This is a genomic window from Dietzia sp. Alg238-R159 (assembly GCF_900537145.1).
Lineage (GTDB): Bacteria > Actinomycetota > Actinomycetes > Mycobacteriales > Mycobacteriaceae > Dietzia > Dietzia kunjamensis.
The window spans coordinates 264,445-284,727 of record NZ_UNRI01000002.1; the positions used below are offsets into that span (position 1 = coordinate 264,445).

General features: G+C 68.0%; 17 protein-coding genes and 4 tRNA genes. 10 read left to right on the forward strand and 11 right to left on the reverse strand.

From position 1 onward, the window contains the following. Nucleotides 1–53: 53 nt before the first annotated feature. The 6 genes from G6R20_RS05985 to thrS form a co-directional block, all read right to left on the reverse strand. Nucleotides 54–653 carry an NUDIX hydrolase gene (locus G6R20_RS05985; RefSeq protein ID WP_163375822.1) on the reverse strand — a complete coding sequence of 200 codons (600 nt, stop codon included), beginning with the start codon at nucleotides 651–653 and terminating at the stop codon, nucleotides 54–56. Next, nucleotides 643–1,758, reverse strand: a complete 1,116-nt coding sequence (locus G6R20_RS05990; RefSeq protein ID WP_163376076.1) for a glycosyltransferase family 4 protein — start codon at nucleotides 1,756–1,758, stop codon at nucleotides 643–645. The genes G6R20_RS05985 and G6R20_RS05990 overlap by 11 nt, the downstream gene beginning before the upstream one ends. Nucleotides 1,759–1,765: 7 nt before the next feature. Continuing rightward, entirely contained in the window at nucleotides 1,766–2,674 is a 909-nt protein-coding gene (locus tag G6R20_RS05995) for a phosphatidylinositol mannoside acyltransferase (RefSeq protein WP_163375823.1), read from the reverse strand. Next, on the reverse strand, nucleotides 2,671–3,315 hold the full coding sequence (gene pgsA / locus G6R20_RS06000) for a phosphatidylinositol phosphate synthase (RefSeq protein WP_163375824.1): 645 nt from the start codon (nucleotides 3,313–3,315) through the stop codon (nucleotides 2,671–2,673). The genes G6R20_RS05995 and pgsA overlap by 4 nt, the downstream gene beginning before the upstream one ends. Before the next feature lie 12 nt (nucleotides 3,316–3,327). Then, nucleotides 3,328–3,840 (reverse strand): HIT domain-containing protein, encoded by a 513-nt coding sequence (locus G6R20_RS06005; protein ID WP_240341336.1) that lies wholly within the window; start codon nucleotides 3,838–3,840, stop codon nucleotides 3,328–3,330. An 86-nt stretch (nucleotides 3,841–3,926) separates the two neighbouring features. Further along, entirely contained in the window at nucleotides 3,927–6,011 is a 2,085-nt protein-coding gene (gene thrS, locus G6R20_RS06010) for a threonine--tRNA ligase (protein WP_163376077.1), read from the reverse strand. Nucleotides 6,012–6,169: 158 nt separating this feature from the next. Between thrS and G6R20_RS06015 the strand changes: the two genes are divergently transcribed. Further along, a complete protein-coding gene (locus tag G6R20_RS06015; RefSeq protein ID WP_163375826.1) occupies nucleotides 6,170–6,850 on the forward strand; it encodes a DsbA family oxidoreductase in 681 nt (226 codons plus the stop codon). Nucleotides 6,851–6,996: 146 nt separating this feature from the next. Here G6R20_RS06015 and G6R20_RS06020 read toward each other — a convergent pair. After that, a tRNA-Val gene (locus G6R20_RS06020) sits at nucleotides 6,997–7,068 on the reverse strand. Nucleotides 7,069–7,437: 369 nt separating this feature from the next. On the opposite strand from G6R20_RS06020, the gene G6R20_RS06025 reads away from it, so the two are divergent. From G6R20_RS06025 to G6R20_RS06035, 3 genes are all read left to right on the forward strand, one after another. Then, nucleotides 7,438–7,510, forward strand: a tRNA-Gly gene (locus G6R20_RS06025). 49 nt (nucleotides 7,511–7,559) lie between these two features. Beyond that, nucleotides 7,560–7,630, forward strand: a tRNA-Cys gene (locus G6R20_RS06030). A 32-nt stretch (nucleotides 7,631–7,662) separates the two neighbouring features. After that, nucleotides 7,663–7,737: transfer RNA gene (locus G6R20_RS06035), tRNA-Val, on the forward strand. A 44-nt stretch (nucleotides 7,738–7,781) separates the two neighbouring features. Here the strand turns inward: G6R20_RS06035 and G6R20_RS06040 are convergent. The 3 genes from G6R20_RS06040 to G6R20_RS06050 all read right to left on the reverse strand — a co-directional run bounded on the left by G6R20_RS06040 (nucleotide 7,782) and on the right by G6R20_RS06050 (nucleotide 10,318). After that, nucleotides 7,782–8,882 carry a glycosyltransferase family 4 protein gene (locus tag G6R20_RS06040; RefSeq protein WP_163375827.1) on the reverse strand — a complete coding sequence of 367 codons (1,101 nt, stop codon included), beginning with the start codon at nucleotides 8,880–8,882 and terminating at the stop codon, nucleotides 7,782–7,784. Nucleotides 8,883–8,910: 28 nt separating this feature from the next. Further along, nucleotides 8,911–9,639 (reverse strand): glycosyltransferase family 1 protein, encoded by a 729-nt coding sequence (locus tag G6R20_RS06045; RefSeq protein WP_240341292.1) that lies wholly within the window; start codon nucleotides 9,637–9,639, stop codon nucleotides 8,911–8,913. 436 nt (nucleotides 9,640–10,075) lie between these two features. Continuing rightward, nucleotides 10,076–10,318 (reverse strand): phosphopantetheine-binding protein, encoded by a 243-nt coding sequence (locus G6R20_RS06050; RefSeq protein WP_240341293.1) that lies wholly within the window; start codon nucleotides 10,316–10,318, stop codon nucleotides 10,076–10,078. A gap of 293 nt (nucleotides 10,319–10,611) precedes the next feature. Here G6R20_RS06050 and G6R20_RS06055 point away from each other — a divergent pair, with 293 nt between their 5' ends. From G6R20_RS06055 to G6R20_RS06080, 6 genes are all read left to right on the forward strand, one after another. Then, on the forward strand, nucleotides 10,612–11,559 hold the full coding sequence (locus tag G6R20_RS06055; RefSeq protein WP_240341294.1) for an amino acid--[acyl-carrier-protein] ligase: 948 nt from the start codon (nucleotides 10,612–10,614) through the stop codon (nucleotides 11,557–11,559). Further along, nucleotides 11,556–14,411, forward strand: coding sequence for a glycosyltransferase (locus G6R20_RS06060; RefSeq protein ID WP_163375829.1), 2,856 nt, complete (start codon nucleotides 11,556–11,558; stop codon nucleotides 14,409–14,411). The genes G6R20_RS06055 and G6R20_RS06060 overlap by 4 nt, the downstream gene beginning before the upstream one ends. Next, entirely contained in the window at nucleotides 14,408–15,541 is a 1,134-nt protein-coding gene (locus tag G6R20_RS06065) for a GNAT family N-acetyltransferase (protein WP_159981061.1), read from the forward strand. Before G6R20_RS06060 ends, G6R20_RS06065 begins: the two co-directional genes overlap by 4 nt. A 74-nt stretch (nucleotides 15,542–15,615) precedes the next feature. Continuing rightward, nucleotides 15,616–17,088 carry a flippase gene (locus G6R20_RS06070; protein ID WP_240341295.1) on the forward strand — a complete coding sequence of 491 codons (1,473 nt, stop codon included), beginning with the start codon at nucleotides 15,616–15,618 and terminating at the stop codon, nucleotides 17,086–17,088. Continuing rightward, nucleotides 17,085–17,861, forward strand: coding sequence for a polysaccharide deacetylase family protein (locus G6R20_RS06075; protein ID WP_240341296.1), 777 nt, complete (start codon nucleotides 17,085–17,087; stop codon nucleotides 17,859–17,861). The genes G6R20_RS06070 and G6R20_RS06075 overlap by 4 nt, the downstream gene beginning before the upstream one ends. Beyond that, a complete protein-coding gene (locus tag G6R20_RS06080) occupies nucleotides 17,858–19,183 on the forward strand; it encodes an O-antigen ligase family protein (protein ID WP_163375831.1) in 1,326 nt (441 codons plus the stop codon). The genes G6R20_RS06075 and G6R20_RS06080 overlap by 4 nt, the downstream gene beginning before the upstream one ends. Here G6R20_RS06080 and G6R20_RS06085 read toward each other — a convergent pair. Next, nucleotides 19,180–20,280 (reverse strand): glycosyltransferase, encoded by a 1,101-nt coding sequence (locus tag G6R20_RS06085; RefSeq protein WP_163376079.1) that lies wholly within the window; start codon nucleotides 20,278–20,280, stop codon nucleotides 19,180–19,182. The genes G6R20_RS06080 and G6R20_RS06085 overlap by 4 nt on opposite strands. Nucleotides 20,281–20,283: the final 3 nt, after the last annotated feature.

The window sequence follows — 20,283 nt, forward strand, 5'->3', positions numbered from 1 at the left end:
CAGTGTAGGTCTCCCTCACCCCGGCGCCCCAACCGCCGCCCCACCGGGGTTGGTCAGGCCTGCGGTGGCGGTGCGTCGACGAGTTCGACGTACCCGGGCATCGGGGCCCGGCCGGCCAGTCGCAGGAGGCGGACCGGGGCCTGTTCCCGCAGACTGCGGGTGTCGCGGACGGCGTCGTTGTAGAAGCGCCGGGCCATGGACACGCGATCCGAGGCGTCCTCCAGTTCGGCGGCGAGATCGTCGGGCAGGGCGTCCGTGTCGACCCCGGACAGGACGACGCCAAGGGTGTTCTCCGCGACCTCGGCGTCGGGCTCGGGGGCGTCGTCAGGCGCGCTGCCGTCGTCGCGACGGCGTCGGTGGTCGGGGTGCGGCGCGGGGTCCGGCCCGGCGATCGCCCCCGGGGGGTGGGCGCGGGCGTGCGCGAGCGCCCGCACCAGGCGGTCCGCGCCCGCCGGGTCCCGCACCGAGAGGTCGCTGGCGACGGCGGCGGCGACCGTGTGGCGTCGTTCGAGGGCCCCGGTCAGGGCGGCGCGGGCCAGGTCGGTGCGGATGTGGAGCCGGTCCAGGCGGTGGGCGGTGAGGTACGCGGTGAACAACGCCGCGAGCGCGGCGACGAGGACGACGACGACGAGGACGATCAGCTCAGCGGACACGCAGCGTCTCCCCCGGGCCGCGGATGGTCTCGTACACACGCACGACCCGGTCGGCGACGACGGGCCAGTCGTACTCCCGGACCGCCTGGAGACCGCGGGTGCGGAGGTCGGCGCGGCGCCCGGGGTCGGTGAGGACCCTCGTGAGGGCTGCGGCGAGGGCACCGGCGTCGCCGACCGTGGCGAGTTCCCCGCACTCGCCGTCCCGGAGGACACGGCGGAATGCGTCGAGGTCGGCGGCCACGACGGCGGTCCCGGCGGCCATGGCCTCCACGAGGACGATGCCGAAGCTCTCCCCTCCGGTGTTGGGTGCGCAGTAGACGTCCGCCGCGGCCAGCACCGCGGCCTTGCGGGTGTCGTCGACCCGGCCGAGGAACTCCACGTCCAACCCGGCCGGGAGGGCGGCGCGCAGTGTCCGCTCGTCGCCGTCGCCCATGACCCGCAGCCGCAGGCCCGGGACGTCCCGCAGGACGGCGGGGAGCGCTGCGGCGAGCACGCCCATCCCCTTGCGGGGTTCGTCGTAGCGGCCGAGGAACGCCACGGTCGGTGTGTCGGTCGGTTCGGCTGAGGTGTCGACGTCGGTGAACGCGGACACGTCGACGCCGTTGGGGATCTCGACGGCGTCGGAGCCCAGGGCCTCCATCTGCCAGCGGCGCGCCAGGGTCGACACCGCGATTCTCCCGCGGATCTTCTCGAGCAGCGGGGCCAGGACCCCGTCGGCGGCGCCGAGGATCATCGACCCCGTGGTGGAGGTGTGGAACGTGGCCGTGATGGGCCCAGAGGACATCGCCAGGGCGAACATGCCGACGCCCGGGGCGTTGGGCTCGTGGATGTGCAGGACGTCCAGCGGTTGCTCGCGGAGCCACTGTCGGGTGGCCCGCCAGGTGGAGGGGCCGAAGCTGAGCCGGGCCACGGACCCGTTGTAGGGGATCGGGACGCCCGGCCCCGTCAGGGTCATCCCGGAGACCGGCGCGCTGCCGGGACTGCCCGGGGCCAGGACACGGACAGTGTGTCCGCGGCGTCGCAGCTCCTCGGTCAGGTCCACGACGTGGGCCTGCACCCCGCCCGGGGCGTCGAACGAGTAGGGGCAGATCATGCCGATGCGCACGGCGGGGTCAGCGCTCGATCCGCGCACGCCGCTCGGCCGGCAGGTCGTCCAGCCACAGTGGCTGGAGCATGTGCCAGTCCGCGGGGTGCCGGGCGATCCCCTCGGCGAACAGGTCGGCCATCGCCTGGACCGCCGGTTCGATACCACCTGAGACGTCGATGGGCGGGGTGATGCGGACCCGCATCGTCTCCTCGTCGGCGTACCAGAACTGGGCGACCAGCAGCGGCGCGCCGGTCTCCACCGCGAGCCGGGCCGCACCCGCGGGCATGCGCGTCTGCTCGCCGAAGAACGTCACGGGCACCCCGGTCCGGCGCAGGTCCCGCTCCCCCGGTAGGCAGACGATCCCGCCCCCTGCGAGGTACTCGCGCAGGGCGTCCAGCGGCGGGGTGGGTCCGCCCGTGTGCGGGTAAATGGTGAAGCCCAGGCCCTCGCGGAAGTCCAGGAAGCGCTGGTACAGCGATTCCGGCTCGAGTCTCTCGGCGACGGTGGCGAACCCGCCGTAGCGTCGCGCCAGCCAGGTGCCGCCCAGGTCCCAGTTGGCCGAGTGCGGCAGCGCGACGACCACCCCGCGCCCCTGCTCGAGCGCCGCGTCGAGGTTCTCGACCCCGGCGATCGTCCGGTCCATCTCGCGGGCCACGGCCTCGCGGTCCATCGAGGGGAGACGGAAGGCCTCGCGCCAGTAGCGGGCATAGGAGCGGAAGGACTCCCTGATGAGGTCGTCGGGGACCTCGGCCGGGGCGACCCCGAGGACGCGGGCCAGGTTCCTGCGCAGCTGCGAGTCCGGACCCTGTCGGCGGGCCGCGAGATCGGCGCCCACACGGAAGAGGGCGCGCGCGGCCGGCTCCGGAAGGGCGCGCACCACTGCCCATCCGGCGGCGTACCCGAGATCGGAAAGGCGATCACCGAGCGCGCTCATCGGTCTCCCGCCGCGGGGGCGGCGCTACGCGCCACGCGTTCGAGGTAGTCGGTGCGTCCGCCCCACACCCGCTGGATCACCGTGACGAAACTGCCCGCCGCGACGGCGGTCAGCCCGACCTCGAGTGCCCACGGCACCCCCAGCCCCTCGAGGCCGGCGCCGAGCAGGATGAGGACCAGGCGATCGGCGCGCTCCATGAGCCCGCCCGGTGTGCGGAGTCCGCCCGCGTCGGCGCGGGCCTTGGAGTACGACACCACCTGGGACAGGATCAGGCAGGACAGGAGCATGACCAGCGCGTACCGGTTGTCGGGGTCGGTATAGACCAGCCACCACAACAGCGACGCCAGGATCACGCCGTCCGCGACCCGGTCGGAGACCGCGTCGACCAGGGCCCCGTACGGTGACCCGCCCCCGCTCGCGCGGGCGACCGCCCCGTCCACCAGATCGAACAGGGTGCACAGTGCGATGACGATCGCGCCGGCCACCAGGTGACCGGGTCCGAACAGGGTGATCGCCGCGGCGCAGGTCAGCAGGAGGCCGGCGAGGGTGATCCCGTTGGCGGTGACGCCGCTGCGGACGAGGAACGCCGCCAGGGGGTGGGCCACCCTGGCGACCCCCGACCTTCCGTACTCGCTGAGCATTCGACTCCCTGCCTACTTCGAGGTGCGGTCTGGTCCGGACACATCGCCCGGTGACATCGTGGTGGACCACGCCTCCGAGAGCAGCTGCCGCGTCTGTCGGAGGAGCTGCGGGAGCACCTTGGTTCCGCCGGTCACGGTAATGAAGTTCGCGTCTCCGATCCAGCGTGGCACGACGTGTTGGTGCAGATGCTCGGACAGGGACCCGCCGGCCGCGCCACCCAGATTGAGCCCCACGTTGAACGAGTCCGGGTTCGAGACCGCCTTGATGACCCGGATCAGGTGCTGCGTGTACGACATGAGTTCGCGGGACTCGTCGTCGTCGAGGTCCTCCAGGTCCGCCACCTTGCGGTACGGCACCACCATCGAGTGACCCGGGTTGTAGGGGAACAGGTTGAGCACGACGTAGACGTGCTCGCCCCGGGCGACCACCAGCCCGTCCTCGTCGCTCATCCTCGGGATGTCGAGGAACGGCTCCCCCGTCATCCCCTCGGCCGGCTCGGGACGGGACTCGGCGATATATGACATCCGGTAGGGCGCCCACAGCAACTGGAGGTGGTCCTCCCCCACCCCGAACTGGCGGTAGACGCCCGTCGAGGACGGATCTCCGGCCGTCACACGCGCTCCGCGGTCGGCACGTCGTTGCGTCGGGAGTTGACCCAGTACGAGATCTTGTCCATCGCGGCGTTCCGCGAGACCCCGTTGAGCTGCGTCCCGTCCGGGAACCGGAAGCTCACCGCGCCCGCCTCGACGTCGCGGTCACCGGCCAGGAGCATGAACGGGACCTTGCCGGTGGTGTGGTTGCGGATCTTCTTCTGCATCCGCTCGTCGGAGACGTCGAGCTCGGCGCGGATACCGCGCCCCCGGAGCTCGTCGATCACGTCCTCGAGATGCTTCTCGTGCGCCTCCGCCACGGGGATGCCCACCACCTGCACGGGCGCCAGCCACGCCGGGAACAGACCGGCGTAGTGCTCGAGCAGGACCGCGAAGAACCGCTCGATCGAGCCGAAGAGCGCGCGGTGGATCATCACCGGCCTCTTCTTGGTGCCGTCCGCGGCGTTGTAGGTCAGGTCGAACAGCTCGGGCAGGTTGAAGTCCAGCTGGACCGTCGACATCTGCCACGTACGCCCGATGGCGTCGCGTGCCTGGACGGAGATCTTGGGGCCGTAGAAGGCGGCCCCGCCCGGGTCCGGGACCAGCTCGAGGCCGGAGTTCGTGGCCACCCGACGCAGCGTGTCCGTCGCGCGCTCCCAGATCTCGTCGCCGCCGACGTACTTCTCCGGATCCTTGGTCGACAGCTCGAGGTAGAAGTCCTCGAGGCCGTAGTCGCGCAGGAGCGAGATGATGAAGGAGAGCACGGAGGCGATCTCGCCCTCCATCTGCTCCTCGGTGCAGTAGATGTGCGCGTCGTCCTGGGTGAAGCCGCGGGCGCGGGTGAGGCCGTGGATCACCCCGGACTTCTCGTACCGGTACACGGTGCCGAACTCGAACATTCGCAGCGGGAGCTCGCGGTACGAGCGGCCGCGGGAGTCGAAGACGAGGTTGTGCATGGGGCAGTTCATCGGCTTGACGTAGTAGTCCTGCCCCGGCTTGGTCTCCTTGCCGTCCGCGTCGTACTCCGCGTCCAGGACCATGGGGGGGAACATCCCCTCCGAGTACCAGCTCAGGTGCTGGGACTTGCGGAACAGGTCGCCCTTGGTCACGTGCGGGGTGTTGACGAGCGAGTACCCGGCGGACAGGTGGCGCCTGAGGGAGTGCTGCTCCATCTCGTTGCGGATGATCCCGCCGCGGGGGTGGAACACCGGGAACCCGGACCCGATCTCGTCGGGGAAGCTGAACAGGTCCAGCTCGGTCCCGAGCCGACGGTGATCCCGCTTCTCCGCCTCGGCCAGACGGTCGAGGTAGGCGTCCATGGCCTCGGTGCTCTCCCAGGCCGTGCCGTAGATCCGCTGGAGACCGGCGTTGTTCTGATCGCCCCGCCAGTAGGCGGCGGACGAGCGCGTGAGTGTGAACGCGGGGATGAACTTGGTGGTGGGCGTGTGCGGGCCGCGGCACAGATCCGACCAGATGACCTCGCCCGTGCGGGGGTTGAGGTTGTCGTAGGCGGTCAGCGCACCCGCGCCGACCTCCATGATCTCGGAGTCCTCGAGCGCCACCGCGCCGTCGGCGTCACCGGCGTCCGCCCGGCCCTTGTCCTCGACCAGTTCGAGCTTGTACGGCTCGCCCGCCAGCTCGGTGCGCGCCTCGTCGAGCGAGGCGTACTCCCGCCGCGAGAAGCGCTGGCCGGCCTTGATGATCTTCTTCATCCGCTTCTCGAGGTCCTTGAGGTCCTCGGGCGTGAAGGGCTCGGCCACGTCGAAGTCGTAGTAGAAGCCGTTCTCGATCGGCGGGCCGATCCCGAGCTTGGCCTCGGGGAACTTGTCCTGCACCGCCTGGGCGAGCACGTGTGCGCACGAATGCCGGATCACCGACCGCCCGTCCTCGGAGTCGGCCCGGACGAGCTCCACCTCCGTGTCCTCGGCAGGCGCCCAGGACAGATCCCGCAGGGTCCCCTCCGGATCCCGCACCACGACGATCGTCTCCGGGCCGCTGCGCGACTGCAGCTCCCGCTCGGCGAGGATCTTGCCCGCGGGCTCACCGGCCGGGACGACGGTCGTCACAGGCGCCGCACCCGTCGCGTCGACATCGGTTTCCGGAATGCGGTTCTCGGACACGGGGGGAGATCTCCTCGGGCAGTGGACGTCGGGTGACGGCGGGCCACCCGGGCTGACACCGGTCCACAGCAGGGACCGGGCCGGTCCATGCTACCCGGGGCCCTGACGGAATCCCGGACCTCGCCGGGGCGTTGCACCCGGGTATGCGCATCGACATCTGGTCCGACGTCATCTGTCCGTTCTGCTGGATCGGCAAACGGCACCTGGAGGCGGCGTTGGAGTCCTTCCGGGTCGACCATCCCGACACCGAGGTCGAGGTCGCGTGGCGCGCCTACGAACTGGATCCGTCCGCACCTCGCGTCACGGGGGACGAGCCGGGCGAGACCAGCGTCGAGATGCTCGCGCGCAAGTACGGGATGTCCCTAGCCGAGGCCGAGGCCGGTCAGGAGCAGATGGCTTCCCGCTTCCGCGAGTTGGGCCTGGAGTTCGACTGGCGGTCGGCGCGGGTCTGTTCGACGTTCGACGCGCACCGGCTCGCCGCGCTGGCGGCCGAGCGCGGGCGCGCGGACGAGGTCGACGAGGGACTGCGCCGCGCCCATTTCTCCGAGGGTCAGGTGATCTCAGACCCCGCCGTGCTGCGGCGGATCGGTGTCGACGCCGGCCTGCCCTCCGACGCGGTCGACCGGGTGCTGGCCGGTGACGATTTCTCCGACGAGGTCCGGCGCGACGCGGAGACGGCCCGCGGCCTCGGGGTCCGAGGGGTGCCGTTCTTCGTGTTCGACGGCCGGCTCGCGGTGAGCGGTGCGCAGCCGGTGGAAGTCTTCACCCAGGCGCTGGAGCAGGCACTGGAGTCCGGCACACAGGCGTCCCCCGACGCGGTCTGATCGCCGTCGGCCCGCCGGGCGAGCGCTGACCCGCCAGATTGGTAGTCCCCGCGGTCTGGCGTAGGCCTGCGCCGACCCCGCGGTCACGGGTAGGCCCCGCGACGACAGAAGCCCTCCCGTTCCCGGGAGGGCTTCTGTCTTCGTTGTGGTCCTAACTGGGTTCGAACCAGTGACCTCTCCGGTGTGAACGGAGCGCTCTTCCGCTGAGCTATAGGACCCCACCGCGCCGCGCTGTCTCGCTCGGCACCGGAACACTGTAGCAAGCCCCGGGCCACCGCCCAATTCGGGGTCCGAGAGGCCCTCGCAGCCCTGTTCGCGGGCCCATGCCGCACTGCCCCGGCCGCCGGCGGCCCTGCCGACCGGCGAGTGGTCACAGATGACGCTGCTCCGACGAGGCGCCCTGGGGAGACGTGAGCAGGTGTGACCTCGCGACGGTCGGCGCCCGGCCGGGAGGTGCTGTCGTCGGGCGATTTCGGACGTATGCCCAGATCATCGACCATTTCCGACCCCGGATTTGTGTTCCGTCGAAGTCGTCGGCTAATGTTCATTCTCGCAACGCGGTGAGCAACAGCGAGCCGGGAAGCGATGCGGATGTGGCGCAGCTGGTAGCGCATCACCTTGCCAAGGTGAGGGTCGCGGGTTCGAATCCCGTCATCCGCTCGGAGGGATCGAGGAGCCAGGACGTCCTCACCAGGCTCGATACCTTTGCGGTGGAGTGGCCGAGTGGTGAGGCAGCGGCCTGCAAAGCCGTCAACACGGGTTCGATTCCCGTCTCCACCTCTACGGCCGGACTCGTCCGGTCGCAGAAACCCGCGCGATTAGCTCAGCGGGAGAGCGCTTCCCTGACACGGAAGAGGTCACTGGTTCAATCCCAGTATCGCGCACCACCAACGCCCCGGCCTCAGGCCGGGGCGCTCTGCTTTAAGCTCCTTCAGGGTTTGTCGATGGTGAGGGCATCCACCATCGCCGGCAGCGTGCGGCGGATATCGTGCGAGCGTTTCACTCGCGCTCGCGCAACCCGCGCGATCTCCTCGCGGCGTCGCGCGTCCCCCGTCAGCTCCTGCAGAGCACGGGAGAGAGCATCGACATCGCCAGGTGCGACCAACACGCCGGCACCGTCGGAAAGATATTCGCGAACGCCGCCGTGGGATGTGGCGACGACCGGCACCCCTGCTGCCATGGCCTCCAACGCGACCAACGGGCCGGCCTCCGGAAGGATTGAGGCGGAGACGGCCACAGACCACCTCGACAGCACCTCGGAGCGGTCGACGTGGCCGAGGAACACCACCCTGCCTCGAAGGTCGTCTTCTTCAGCGCGGGCCTTCAACGTCGCGACGTAGCTGGACTCTCCGGGCAGTTCGCCCCCTGCGATCTCCAGGATGAGATGGGGAATGCGAGCGACGGCCTCGAGAAGCACATCGTGCCCTTTCCAGGGGGTTAGTGTGGCGAGGATGCCGATCACCTGCCCGCGATCGGGCGATCCGAAGGCATCGTCGTCGCCGATCTCCACCCCATGGGGCCGGAGGACGACCTCTCGCACCAAGCCCCGGACCGAGGCGGCGGTGGCCCCGGAGACCGCGACCGCGCGGTCGAGATGGCGGGCACCTAACCTCACCGCGACACGCTGCTTCCGACTGACCACCGTGTCATGGACGAACCAGGTGGTGAGGCCCGTATGTCTGCCTCTGGGGAAAGCCGCCGGCAGCGCTGGCAAAGCGAAGAGCGAGTTGACCACGACCGTGTCCGATGGGCCGACGACCCGGCGTAGCGTGCGGCCAGCTCGAATCCAGGCGGCCGCGACCCGAGCGACGGCGATCATCCGGGACGCTCCGGAGCGACCCTGCAATCCGAGGGTGTCGATGGCCACATGAACCGTCCCGGACGGGAACGCTCCGACGACGGGACCATGGGGACTCACCAGGATGATTTGAGCGCCCGTGGCCGCAAGGGTCTGAGCGACCCCGGCAAGTACGTTCTCGGCTCCAGAGCGCATTCCGCTGGCGTTGACCAATACGACATTTCTGGTGTTCACGGATCGACGACTCCTCAATGTGGCCCAGTCAACTCACAGTGCGGTACACGGCGAGGGTTTCCGCCGCGACCGCGTCCCACGAGCGGTTCCGCACGACGCGTTCCGCCCGGTGGAGAAGCTCCGTCCTGCGATCGCCGTCGAACGCGAGTTCTTTCAGTGCGTCGACCCAGGATTCGACAGTGTTTGCGCGAACGACCACCGCCCCGGCACCGACCGCCTCGGGGATGCCACCGACCGCGCTGGCCGCCACCACGCCGCCACAGGCCATCGCCTCCAGAGGAGGGAGGCCGAACCCCTCGTACCTCGACGCGTACGCCACGACGGTCGCGGCCCTGTACAAGGCGGGGACGTGCGCTCGATCTACATATCCCAGGCCCATGGTCCCGGGCGCCAGGTTTGGGGCCTCCGTGCCGGCGCCAGCAAGGACCATTGGCAGACCGAGCACCCGTGCGGCCTCTGCGGCCACCTCTGGGCACTTCCTCGGCTCGAGTGTTCCGAGTTGGAGGACGAATCGATCGGGAAGACCGTAGTGGTCGACGACGGCTCTAACCTCGGCCCGGGCGGGCACCCTCGCCCAGCTGGCGGGCGCGAGCGGGATGACGGTCGACATACGACCCGTCAGGGCCTGCACTCTCTCCGCGGTGAACGCTGAGACCGCGATCACCGCGTCGGCGCAATTCAGGGACCGGCGCAATAGCGCGCGCTCGCCCCGGGCTCGTATCGGCCCGGAGGCCCAGGGCGCGTCGAACACCGACATGTCATGCACGGTGCTCACACGCGCTCTGCGCTGGGCGACAGGCAGATCGACATCGAGGGAATGGAAGATTCCCTCGGTACGTACCGGCCGCAGACCCGAGAGCGCTCGACGCACCCCGCTCGTTATGGGGCGCGTCAGCGGGTGGACGGACGCCGGGAGTTCCCCCACCGCGTCGCGTTGAACCACGGCGGCGAAGGCGTGGCCGGACCCCGCCAGTGCGGCGGCTCGCATAAATTCGCGCTGATAGGTCTGAACCCCGCTGCCCCCGGGCCGAAGGGCGAGAGCTCCCCATACTACCGGCGCGCTTCCGGACGGCGTCATCGGTCGACGCTTTGGGCCCCGCGGGCGGTATCAAAGGCGCTAATTCTCAGGTAAAACGCAGGTGGGGAGTGGAAGGCCGGCGGCAACGGCGCGGCTCCGGAAAAGTCTAATAATTTCATGAGTGAACCGCGAGCGCCGCCACCATCGAGTCGATGGTGGCGAAGGTCGCCTTCACCAGTTCCTCATCGGCGAACTCCACATCGAACTCGTCCTCGAGCCGGAGCATGACCTGCACGGTCTGGTGCGAGGTCATGCCGGCGGCGAACAGATCGTCGGATCTGTCCAGCCCTCCCACGTCGACCGTTCCGCCCAGCGCCATTCGTAGTGCGTGTCGGACGCGCTTCTCAATTTCGTGCATGATCCCCCCGGATTCCTGATTCGGTGTCCGGCGTTCCTCCGAACGCCTCCCGGCCGCGCTTGCCGGATCGCCGCGGGAGGCGTGTACCGAACGTGCAGCCAGGAGAAGTTTCCCTCATGAAGCGAGTTTTGAACAGTCCCAGCTCCTCCGACTTCACTTGCGTCGCGGCATTAGGGGCAATGCGAAGTGAGGACTTCCCTATCCGTCCTTCATGTGGGTATTCTCTCATCTTGTTCCGCGCGATGTCCCATCGTGCACGCAGCCTCGGGTGACGAGGCGAGAGGTGGCGAGTCGTGACCCTGGAATCACTGGCCCGAATGAAAGACGAGTTCCGTGAGGGGCTCGTAGGCGCCGGACTGCTCATCCCCGCAGGCGTCGACGGGCTCTATGCCCGGGGGGCGGGATTCGAGTTGGTACTCGATGCCGTCGACGACGCCATCACCCGTGCGGGTGACGACGCCCGAGCTCTCACGCCCGGGGGCGCCGGATACGAGTACTTCCGCTTCCCACCCGTTTTTTCTCGGCATACCTACGAGAAGACCGACTACATAGAGTCGTTCCCCGACCTGACGGGTGTGGTCAACACCTTCGGCGGGACGGGTTCCGACCATCGACAACTACTCTCGGACCGGGCGGAGGGCCGGTCATGGGACCACCACCTCTCCCCCGGTGACACGGTGATGGTCTCCTCGGCATGTCACCCGCTTTACGGGGCGATCCCGTCGGCGCTTCCGGCAGGGGGGATCGCAGCCGATGTCAGTGGATTCTGTTTCCGCCACGAGCCGTCGACTGACCCCATGCGGATGCAGATGTTCCGTATGCACGAGTTCGTCCGGGCAGGCTCGCCCGAAGATGCCGCCCGATTCCGCGCAGCGTGGGTCGATCGGGCCGTCGACCTACTGACCGGGTTGGGTCTCGAGGTCCGTCCGGTCGCCGCCAACGATCCGTTCTTCGGACGCGCGGGAAAGTTGCTCGCCAACGAGCAACTCAATAACGATCTCAAGACCGAAATTGTCACGCACGTCTACGGCAATACCCATCCGCCTGATGCGATCGCCTCCTGCAACCTCGCGGAGGATCACTTCGGAAAAAACTTCGACCTCACCCTCCCGGACGGCTCCACCGCGCATACCGCGTGCGTGGGCTTCGGCTTGGAACGAATCACGCTGGCTCTGTTCGCCGAGCATGGGTTCGATCACGAAGAGTGGCCCACCGGGGTCCAACGGACGTTGTTCCGATGACGGTCTCTCCCACGAAGATGGCGACCTGGTTCGGCCCGGAGGACCGCTCGCTCTTCGGAGTCCTCGAGTTCCCGTCGGACCGAGAGATCAGGGCGGGGGTGATTGTCGTCCCGTCTCTGGGGATCGAACAGGTCACCACCTACCGGGGCGCTCGTCGACTCACCGAACAGCTCGTCCGGGCGCGCTTCGTCACCCTGCGATACGACCACCCGGGGACTGGGTCGTCGACCGGTGACCAGCTCTCGGACACGGCATGGGACGAGTGGCGCGAAGGTGTCCTCGAGGCCGTTGCGATGGTGCAGGCGCAGGGGGTGAACGACGTCACGCTCGTGGCGATCCGTGCCGGCTGTGTCGTCGCCGATGCCGCACTCGGCTCGGTCCACGGTCTCGATGCCCGTCTGGTGCATTGGGACCCTCCGCGCTCGGGGCGGCGTTGGCTGCGCGAGCAGACGACCAAATTCCGCCTCAGTGTCGGGGATGTAGGGTGCGATCCGGGGGTGTCCGTACTTGGAGGGCACTTCTCACGGGCCGCCGCCGAGCGGCTCAAGTCCGCCACGTGGTCCGACGGCGACTCGGTCAGCCTCGTAGCCGGACGCCCAGACGTCCTGTCGAGCCCGGACTTCGGATCGATCGGTGGCGGCCGAGCGGAGACGGTCTCTCTGGTCGGGGCAGAGCTCTTCGCCGCTCCACCGGCCTTCGTACACCACGTTCCCGAGTCGGACATCGGCGCGATCGTGTCACACTTGGCCGACCGCGCAGGCGATACGACCCTGACACTGCACCCGTTGATCCGGCGTCGAGCAGTCGTCGGCGTTTTACCCGACGGCTCTCCGATAGTGGAGGAGATCGAGTCCGTCAGAGGTTCGAGCGACTTGCAGTTGTTCTCCACGCGCGTTGAGGGTGAGTCAGCACTGGGCGCCGTCGTCTTCCAGAGCACGGCGCTCGAGCCGGCGTGGGGGCCGACGCGTGCATGGGTCGACTCCGCCCGCGAGAACGCAGGCGGTGGACTCGTTTGCTTTCGATTTGACAAGGCGGGCGGCGGTGAGGCCGGCACTGTCGACGGCGGCGAGATCGCGGTCCTGTACTCCCATGAATCGCGCCGTGATGCCCACGAGGTCTTCCTCGCACTAGCGGATCGGGGCCTGCCCTCGAGCGCCACCTTGTCGGTCGGACTCTGTTCGGGCGCCTGGATGGCAGCGGAGTCCGCGATCCGCGCGAGAGCCGGCACGGTGCTGCTGTTCGGGATGATCCAATGGTCACGGGTCCGCGAGCCCGTGACCCGCGAGTTCCTCAGCGCTCTCGGGTATGACGCCGAGAATGTGTCTCCTGCGGCCACGAAGTCTGCGCGAACACGGCTCAAACCTCTGCTCCGACGCCTCCTCCCCTACTCAGCGTGGGAGGCAGTGGGACGCAGAGGAATCACTCAGGTGCCCGGGCCCCTCCTCGGCGAACTGTGGCGCGCCGGTGTCCGCACTACCGTCGCGCTGACGCCCCAGGACGACGACCACTTCGTCGCACAGCGAGGCGACGCCGGCCTACGGCGACTGAGACGACGAGGCTATCGGGGACGCATCGAACGGATTCCCAGCCCGCAGGGGGATCACGACCTGTACAGGCCTGACACCCGGGAGGCCGCCCGTCGGCTGATACGAGAGGAAGCCGACGCCCTGCGGTCACGACTCGGCCTCCCCACAGTCAGAGGCGAGCACAGACCGTTGCGTGCCTTGTTCGTCAACGAGAACATCGGCGGTCATGCCACCGTTCACCTCGCGCTGCGCCGCGCATTGGCGGACAGAGACGATATCGCGGCGGAATTCCTCGACGCGGAAGGGCCGGGGATCGTGGGCAAGGTGCTCAGAGCCCCGGTGCCGGGTCTGGCGCGGGCCGACCTCGACCTACAGCCGCTGCGAGGTCAGCTCGTCCACTCGTGGGCGATCAACAAGAGGGTCCGGCAGCGGCTGAATCGTGGTGACATCGATGCTATTCACCTCTACACCCAGAACGCGATGCTCGGCGGGACGAGAATTGTGCGTCGCGTGCCTACGGTCATCACGACCGATAGCACCGGGCTGCGAAACGCCTTCAGCATCCCTTATCGATCGCCGACCCGATTCACCCGCAAGGCCAGCAGGGCCGCTCTTCCATTCGAGCGACCGGTCCTCGACGCCGCGCACCACGTCCTGGCCAACGCATTGCCCGTCGTCGAGTCACTCACCTCACCTGACTACGGTCTTTCGCCGGACTCGGTCTCCCTCTTGCGGATGGGCATCTGGTCTCCGTTCTTGACGAAAGAGCTACCAAAACGACCGCCAGATCGCCGACCCACCGTGGTCTTCCTGGGTACCTCGATGGATCGCAAAGGGGGGACACTGCTTCTCGAGGCGTGGCGATCATGCCTCCGGGACCGCGCTGATCTACTGCTGATCACGCTCGACGCCGTCGCCGAGGAGCCTGGGTTGCGGGTCGTCCGCGACCTTCGTCCCGGCGACGACCGGCTATGGGAACTGTTGGCCGGGTCAGACATCATGTGTTTTCCGTCGATCATCGATCAGGCTCCGAACGCGGTTCTCGAGGCCGCTGTCGCCGGGCTTCCGGTCATCGCGCACCCCGCGGGCGCCATTCCAGAGATGGTGATCGACGGCGTTACCGGGCTCCTGGTGGACGGCTCGGATCCACGCGCGGTGGTCGGCGCGCTCGACACCCTGATCTCCGACCCGGGGATGCGCCGGAGAATGGGCGAGGCAGGGTGCGCGCACGTTCGTGAGCACTACAACATCGTCCGGTCCGCGGACACGATCGTCTGCGCGCTCCACAGGGCTGTCGACGCCTTCCCCGAGGAATGCGAGCCATGAGCTTCCGGATCTATGAAGCAGTAGACGACCGACTGTTGCACGAATGGCAGAAACTGGCCGAGGAAGTCGGTACGAGGTTCGCCTCGCGTCCGTCCTACGGGTTGTCCTGGCACCGCCACCTCGGGCGCGGGCCGCTCCGGCTCGCAACCGTGCGCCGGGACGGCCGGCTGGTGGCCCTGCTGCCACTTCATAGCCGACGGCGCCTGGGAGTGGCGGTCTACCGACTGCTCGGCCACGGGCTCGGTACGATCGGGGAATCCCTCGCGCGAGATGAGGCGGCTCTAGCGGATCTAGTCTCGGGGCTCGCACGCTCGGGCGCAGCGCTCGAACTGACTCACCTTCCGTCCGATTCACCGCTGGTGGCCGCGGTGCGGGCGGATCCAGGGTGGGACGCGACCTTCACTGGAGACGACTACTGCCCGGTGATCTCACTGCCTGAGGGCACCCGGGCGTCCGACCTGCGTAGCAAGTCCACGCTCTCCCGGGCGGCCTCCTCCCGGCGCAAACTCGCCAGGGAGGGGCTCGAACTGGCAGTGGAGACTGTGAGCACCGCCGCCCAGTTCGACAGGCGATGGCCGGACATCGTCGCGACGGCCGCGGCGGCGGAAGAACAGGAGGAGGTGAGTCGGCTCAATCTATGCGCTCCTCCCTATAGCGGCTTCACCAACGAATTCCTACGTCGTGAAGCCGAAACCGGGCACCTCATCATCTGGGGCGGGACGTTCGGTGGCGGATGGGGAGCCCACGTCGCGACCTTGGCGACACATGGGACTGCGGAACTGTGGTTCACCCGGTTCGATCCCCGCCACAAGCGTTGCCGGCCGGGCCACCACCTAATCGAAGCGATCTGCGAGAACCATGACGAGCTCGGCGTCACCCGTGTGGATCTCCTCCTCGGTAGAAATGGCTATAAGAGCGACTGGCAGACCGGCGAGTACGAAGTGGGAACTCTGGTAGCAGCTCCATCGGGTTCGCGAGGGGTCAGGACGAGGATGGGCGCTGCCGACCTCGCGGCGGGGCTGGTCCGCGGCGGGGCCGCTCGGGCGTCGGACGGCGCGGGACGGGTCCGGTCCCGGATGGTCGCGGTGTTCGGTGGTGGAGCTGGACCGGCGACAGCGCCGCGGTCATGACTCCGAAGAGCACCCTGGACGATCGCCCCGGGGGGGACGTCCGGGGGCCGGGTGCGGACAGCGAGAGCCGTTCCTTGCTCGCCAACTCGGGCGCGATGGTCGCTGGCCGGATCCTCACGGCGGTTCTCGGGTGGGCAGGCAGCGTGGTGATAGCCCGTTCCCTGTCGCCAGACGACTGGGGGCGTTACTCGTTCGTCTTCGGCCTGCTCGGCGTCCTGTCCCTGGTGACCGATCTCGGTGTAGGTCGAGTTGTGCTTGCTCGCCTTACCGGTGCGTCGTGCGAGGAGTCCCGGCGGGTGGCGGGGTCGTTCATCCTGCTGCGGTTCGTTCTCGGTCTCATCGGATTCGCCGTCGCGGTGGCCTATGCGGCGATCACGGGAATGTCGACGGAACTCGTCGCGGTGGTGGCGTTCGCAGCGATCGGTGTGGTCCTGGCCACCCCTGCAAACGCACTGATGGTGCTGTACCAGGCGAGACTGCGGCTCGTCACGATCACTGTGTGGGACGCCGTAGCCCACATCGTGCAATTGACATTGGTGCTGATAGTCGCACGCACTGCACCGTCACTCGTCTGGTTCATTGTCCCGGTGTTGGCCAAGGAGCTAACCGTCCTCGTGGCCCGCGCCGCGGGTGTTCTACGGGGCAGGCTCGGACCTCGTCCGGTGTTCAGCGCGGGGACGGCGTACTGGGGGGAAATGCTCCGTGAGGCCGTCCCCATCTCGATTGGGTTCGCGCTGATTATGCTGTTGACCAAGGTAGACATCCTCATCCTTCAGAGGTTGGACACCTTCGAGTCGGTCGGTATGTACGCGATCGGTTATAAGTTCTCCGACCTGGTGATCATGGTCGCCGTCACCATTTCGGTACCCTTCACGACGGTGCTGGTCCGGGCGTGGCCCGACGACGACGAGACCTTTCGCCAACGGACGAGACAGGCCATGATCATCGCCGGCGTTCTGGGGTTGCTCGCCGTGGTGGGCTTCTGGCCGACGGCAGACTTCTTCGTCTGCCTCCTGTACGGAGAGAGGTTCGTCGAGGCGGCCGGGACCGCACAGCTGCTGGTGCTGGCCAGCGCGCTCTCCGGCGCGACGAACATCGGCCTCGTCGCCCTCATCGCCGCTCGAAAGCTGACCGTGTTCCCCTGGGTGGCCGCCGGGGGCGTGCTACTCAACGTTGCGTTGAACCTCGTCGCGATCCCTCGCTGGTCCTACGAGGGCGCGGCCGCAGCCACTCTCGTCACCGAGGCGCTCGTTTTCGTTTCGGTGCTCCTGCTGGTCCAGCGCAGCATCGGGATTCGCGGAGTCGTCCCGTGGGGGCCACTGGTTCGTCTGGCGCTTCTGGCTGCTGCGGTTGTCGCCCCCTCCGTCGTCCTCATCACATACTCGGCTTGGCCGTGGCTCCCGGTTGTCCTCGGTTCGTTGCTCGTATTCCTCCTCCTGGCGGAGCTCAGCGACTCGCTAGAGGGTGTTTCACTCATCGGCCGAGTGCTGCCACCGTTCATCGGTCGACGGTTCGTCGACTCAGGATGCAATGGGAAGGGGTCATGATGGAACGGCTCAGCGGGCTCCTGACAGCCTTCGGACGCTCGGGATTGGTGCTCGCCTACCACGACATACTCCCCGACCGGCGCGCCGTCTACCCGTATGCGGTCCGTGAATCGACGTTTCTCCGCCACCTCGACATGGTCCAAGCTCTCGGCCTTCGACCGGTGACCCTTGCCGAATTCACCGACAACCTGCTCGCCGGCGACGCTTCCGGACTGGTAGCGGTGGTGTTCGACGACGCGATCGTCGGTGTGCATCGAATCGCGATGCCCAGGTTGGCCGAACGGTCAATCCCGTGGACGCTGCTGCCCGTCACCGACCGGACAGGAGTCGATCCCGACTGGTGGCCGGAGGCGGATCGCACGATGACGCGTGTCGAGATCGCCGAGGCCCTCGATTCGGGAGCGGCGCTCTGTGGACACACCGCCACCCACGTGTCGCTTCCCGACATTCCTCCGGCCAAAGCGCTCGACGAACTAAGGCGATCCCGCGAGACCCTGTCTGCCTGGGCCGGTCGCGAGGTGCGGGACCTCTGTTATCCGTTCGGTCATCAGACTTCCGACGTAAGACAACTGACCAGGGACGCCGGGTACCGATGCGGTTATTCGTTCACCAACGGACGCTGTCATCCGGCGACCGACCCATTCGCGCAGCCACGGCTGGCGATGCATGAGGAGCTGAGCCCTGCGAAGTTCCTCGCGACTGTGATCCGACCACGATGCACCTGGCCGCCGGTTCGGGATCTCCGCCGCCAACCCCCCGCGGTGAACGCATGATCGGTGGCGCGGTCGTCATTCTGCTGATCTGCATCGCACTGTTCGCGCTCTCGATCAGACGACCCCAGTGGGGGGTTATCGCCATCGCCGGGCTCCTGCCGTTCCACGGACTCCTGTTGATCACCCCGCTGTCGATGAACTCGTGGAAAGAAGCTGCCGTCCTCGCCGTGCTGGCGGCCTGCCCCTTCGCACGCCGGGTCGGTTCGCACCGCACCGTGGTCGCGCCGTGGATCATTCCGCTGATCCTGCTCATTCCGATCGGAACCGTGTCGGCTATCGCGGCGTTCGGTGTCCTGGCATTCTTCCCGTTGAAGATCGCGTTCTTCTACGTCCTGCTTCCTCTCATCGTGATGATGTTCCCGTTCGACCGCGCCGACAAGGATCGCCTGGTCTCGGTCCTATTGGGAGCGGGTGTCGTGGCGGCGTCCTACGGGATCTGGCAGCAGTTTGTCGGCGGGGCCGCGCTGGTCGACCTGGGATACGAGTGGAACGTGCACATTCGCAGTGCCGGGCCGATAATGCGAAGCATCGGGACGTTCAACCAGCCTTTCCCGTTCGGTCTGTTCCTCATGCTCGTCATCGTGGTGGCCACCGCCGCGGCTCTCGCGGAACCTCACCGGCTCCGATCGAAGTTCTTCGTCGCCGTGTTCCCCGTGCTCGCCGCCGGTATGCTTCTATCGGTAGTCCGCGCTAGCTATATCGGAGTAGCCGTGGGGCTCGTCGCCGTCGGCGTCCTGCTGTCCCGGCGGTTCCTTGTGCGGCTGCTCATCACCTTCTGCGTTGCGGTCCCCGTCGTCCTGACGTTCGTTTTCCTGTCTGGGTCGGACATCCTTAGGACCTTCGTCTCGAGCAGCAGCCTCGAGGAGCGCGGAGGCCACTGGTCGGTCAACATCCCGCTTGTGCTGAGCCAGCCCTTCGGAGCAGGTCTGGGCACGACCGGTTCCTCGGCGGCAAAGGTCTCGGAGGGCCACGACCCCTCCAGCCCCTTATACCAGCCGGACAGCAACTACATGAAGATTCTGCTCGAACTCGGGCCGATCGGACTCGCCGCGTATGCATTGATCGTAGGTCTTATGGTTCTCACGCTCACCCGGATGATCCCCCACACCCCTGATCCCCTCGAACGCGGGCTCCTGGCCGGTGGCGCATCCGTCGCGCTTGCTGCTTGCGTGGCCGCATTCTTTGCGACCTATCTGGAGATTTTTCCCCTGGATGCGTACTTCTGGCTGCTCCCCGCGGTCGCGGCGAGTACGTCCAGAAAGGTGCGGGACCGAGTCACGGGGCGGCAACCGGCGTCGCGTCCGCGGATACTGGAGCGTTAGACGACCCGCTCGACCACCTCGGCGATCCTGCCGCGGAACGATTCCTCGGAGAACCCGGCTGCGAAGGCGACGAGGTCTGATGTCGCGTAGTCGGAGTCATTCCACTCGCGCATCGCCCGGGCCAGGGCTGCTATCACCTCGTCGTCGCCGCGCCCGTTCACAAGTTCTCCGCTGACACCCGGAATGACGGTGTCGAGGGCGCCACCACGACCCAGCGCAAGGACCGGCGTACCCGCGGCGATGGCCTCGACGGGAACTATCCCGAAATCCTCCTCCCCCGGCATGACCAGGGCGCGGGCGCCGCGGAGCATGTCCCTCATCTCGGAGCGGGGCAGACGTCCGAGAAACTCCACGCCGGGCCCTGATCGCGCCCGGCAGCGGTCCATGTCCCGCCCCTCGCCCACCACGACAAGTCGGACGCCGGCGGCAACCGCGGCCGCGACGGCGAGGTCGACCCGCTTATATGGAACTAATCTGCCCACCGAGATGAAGTAGTCACCACGGGGTGCGTCCCCGGGGGTGAAGTATCCGGTGTCGACCGGTGGGTGTAAGACCTCCGCGTCCCGGCCCCACCAGTTTCGAATCCGGTCCCGCACGGCCGTCGAGTTCGCCACGACGATCTGCGGGCGGTGCGCCCAGCGGGTTTCGTTGGCCCTGGCCCTGGCCGCCAACACCGCGAGCGCCACCCGGCCGGCACGGGAGTCGGACTCCCCGTGCCGGAAGGCCTGATCCCAGGCCCACCGGGCCGGACTGTGGACGTAGGCCACCGAGGGACTGTCGACCGCGGCCCCCGAGATCGCGAACGCGTGGTGGCTGATCACCACCACATCGGTGTCCTCGGGATCGATGGCGGTCCGCTGCAGCACCGAGGGGACGAGCGGCATCAGGTGCGCGTACGAGGCCTGGCCGGTCATGCGATACGCCGCCTGCAGCGGACCGGTGCGCACGCGGGGGCCGAGTCCGCTCGGGATGCCCTGCGGGCGCGAGAACGGGACATGGATCCGGGCGTCCGGCCAGACTCGGGCCATCTGCTCGACCACGTGTTCGCTGCCGGCGATGTCGGTCAGACGCTCGTGGACCAGTGCAACCTTCGGCATCCG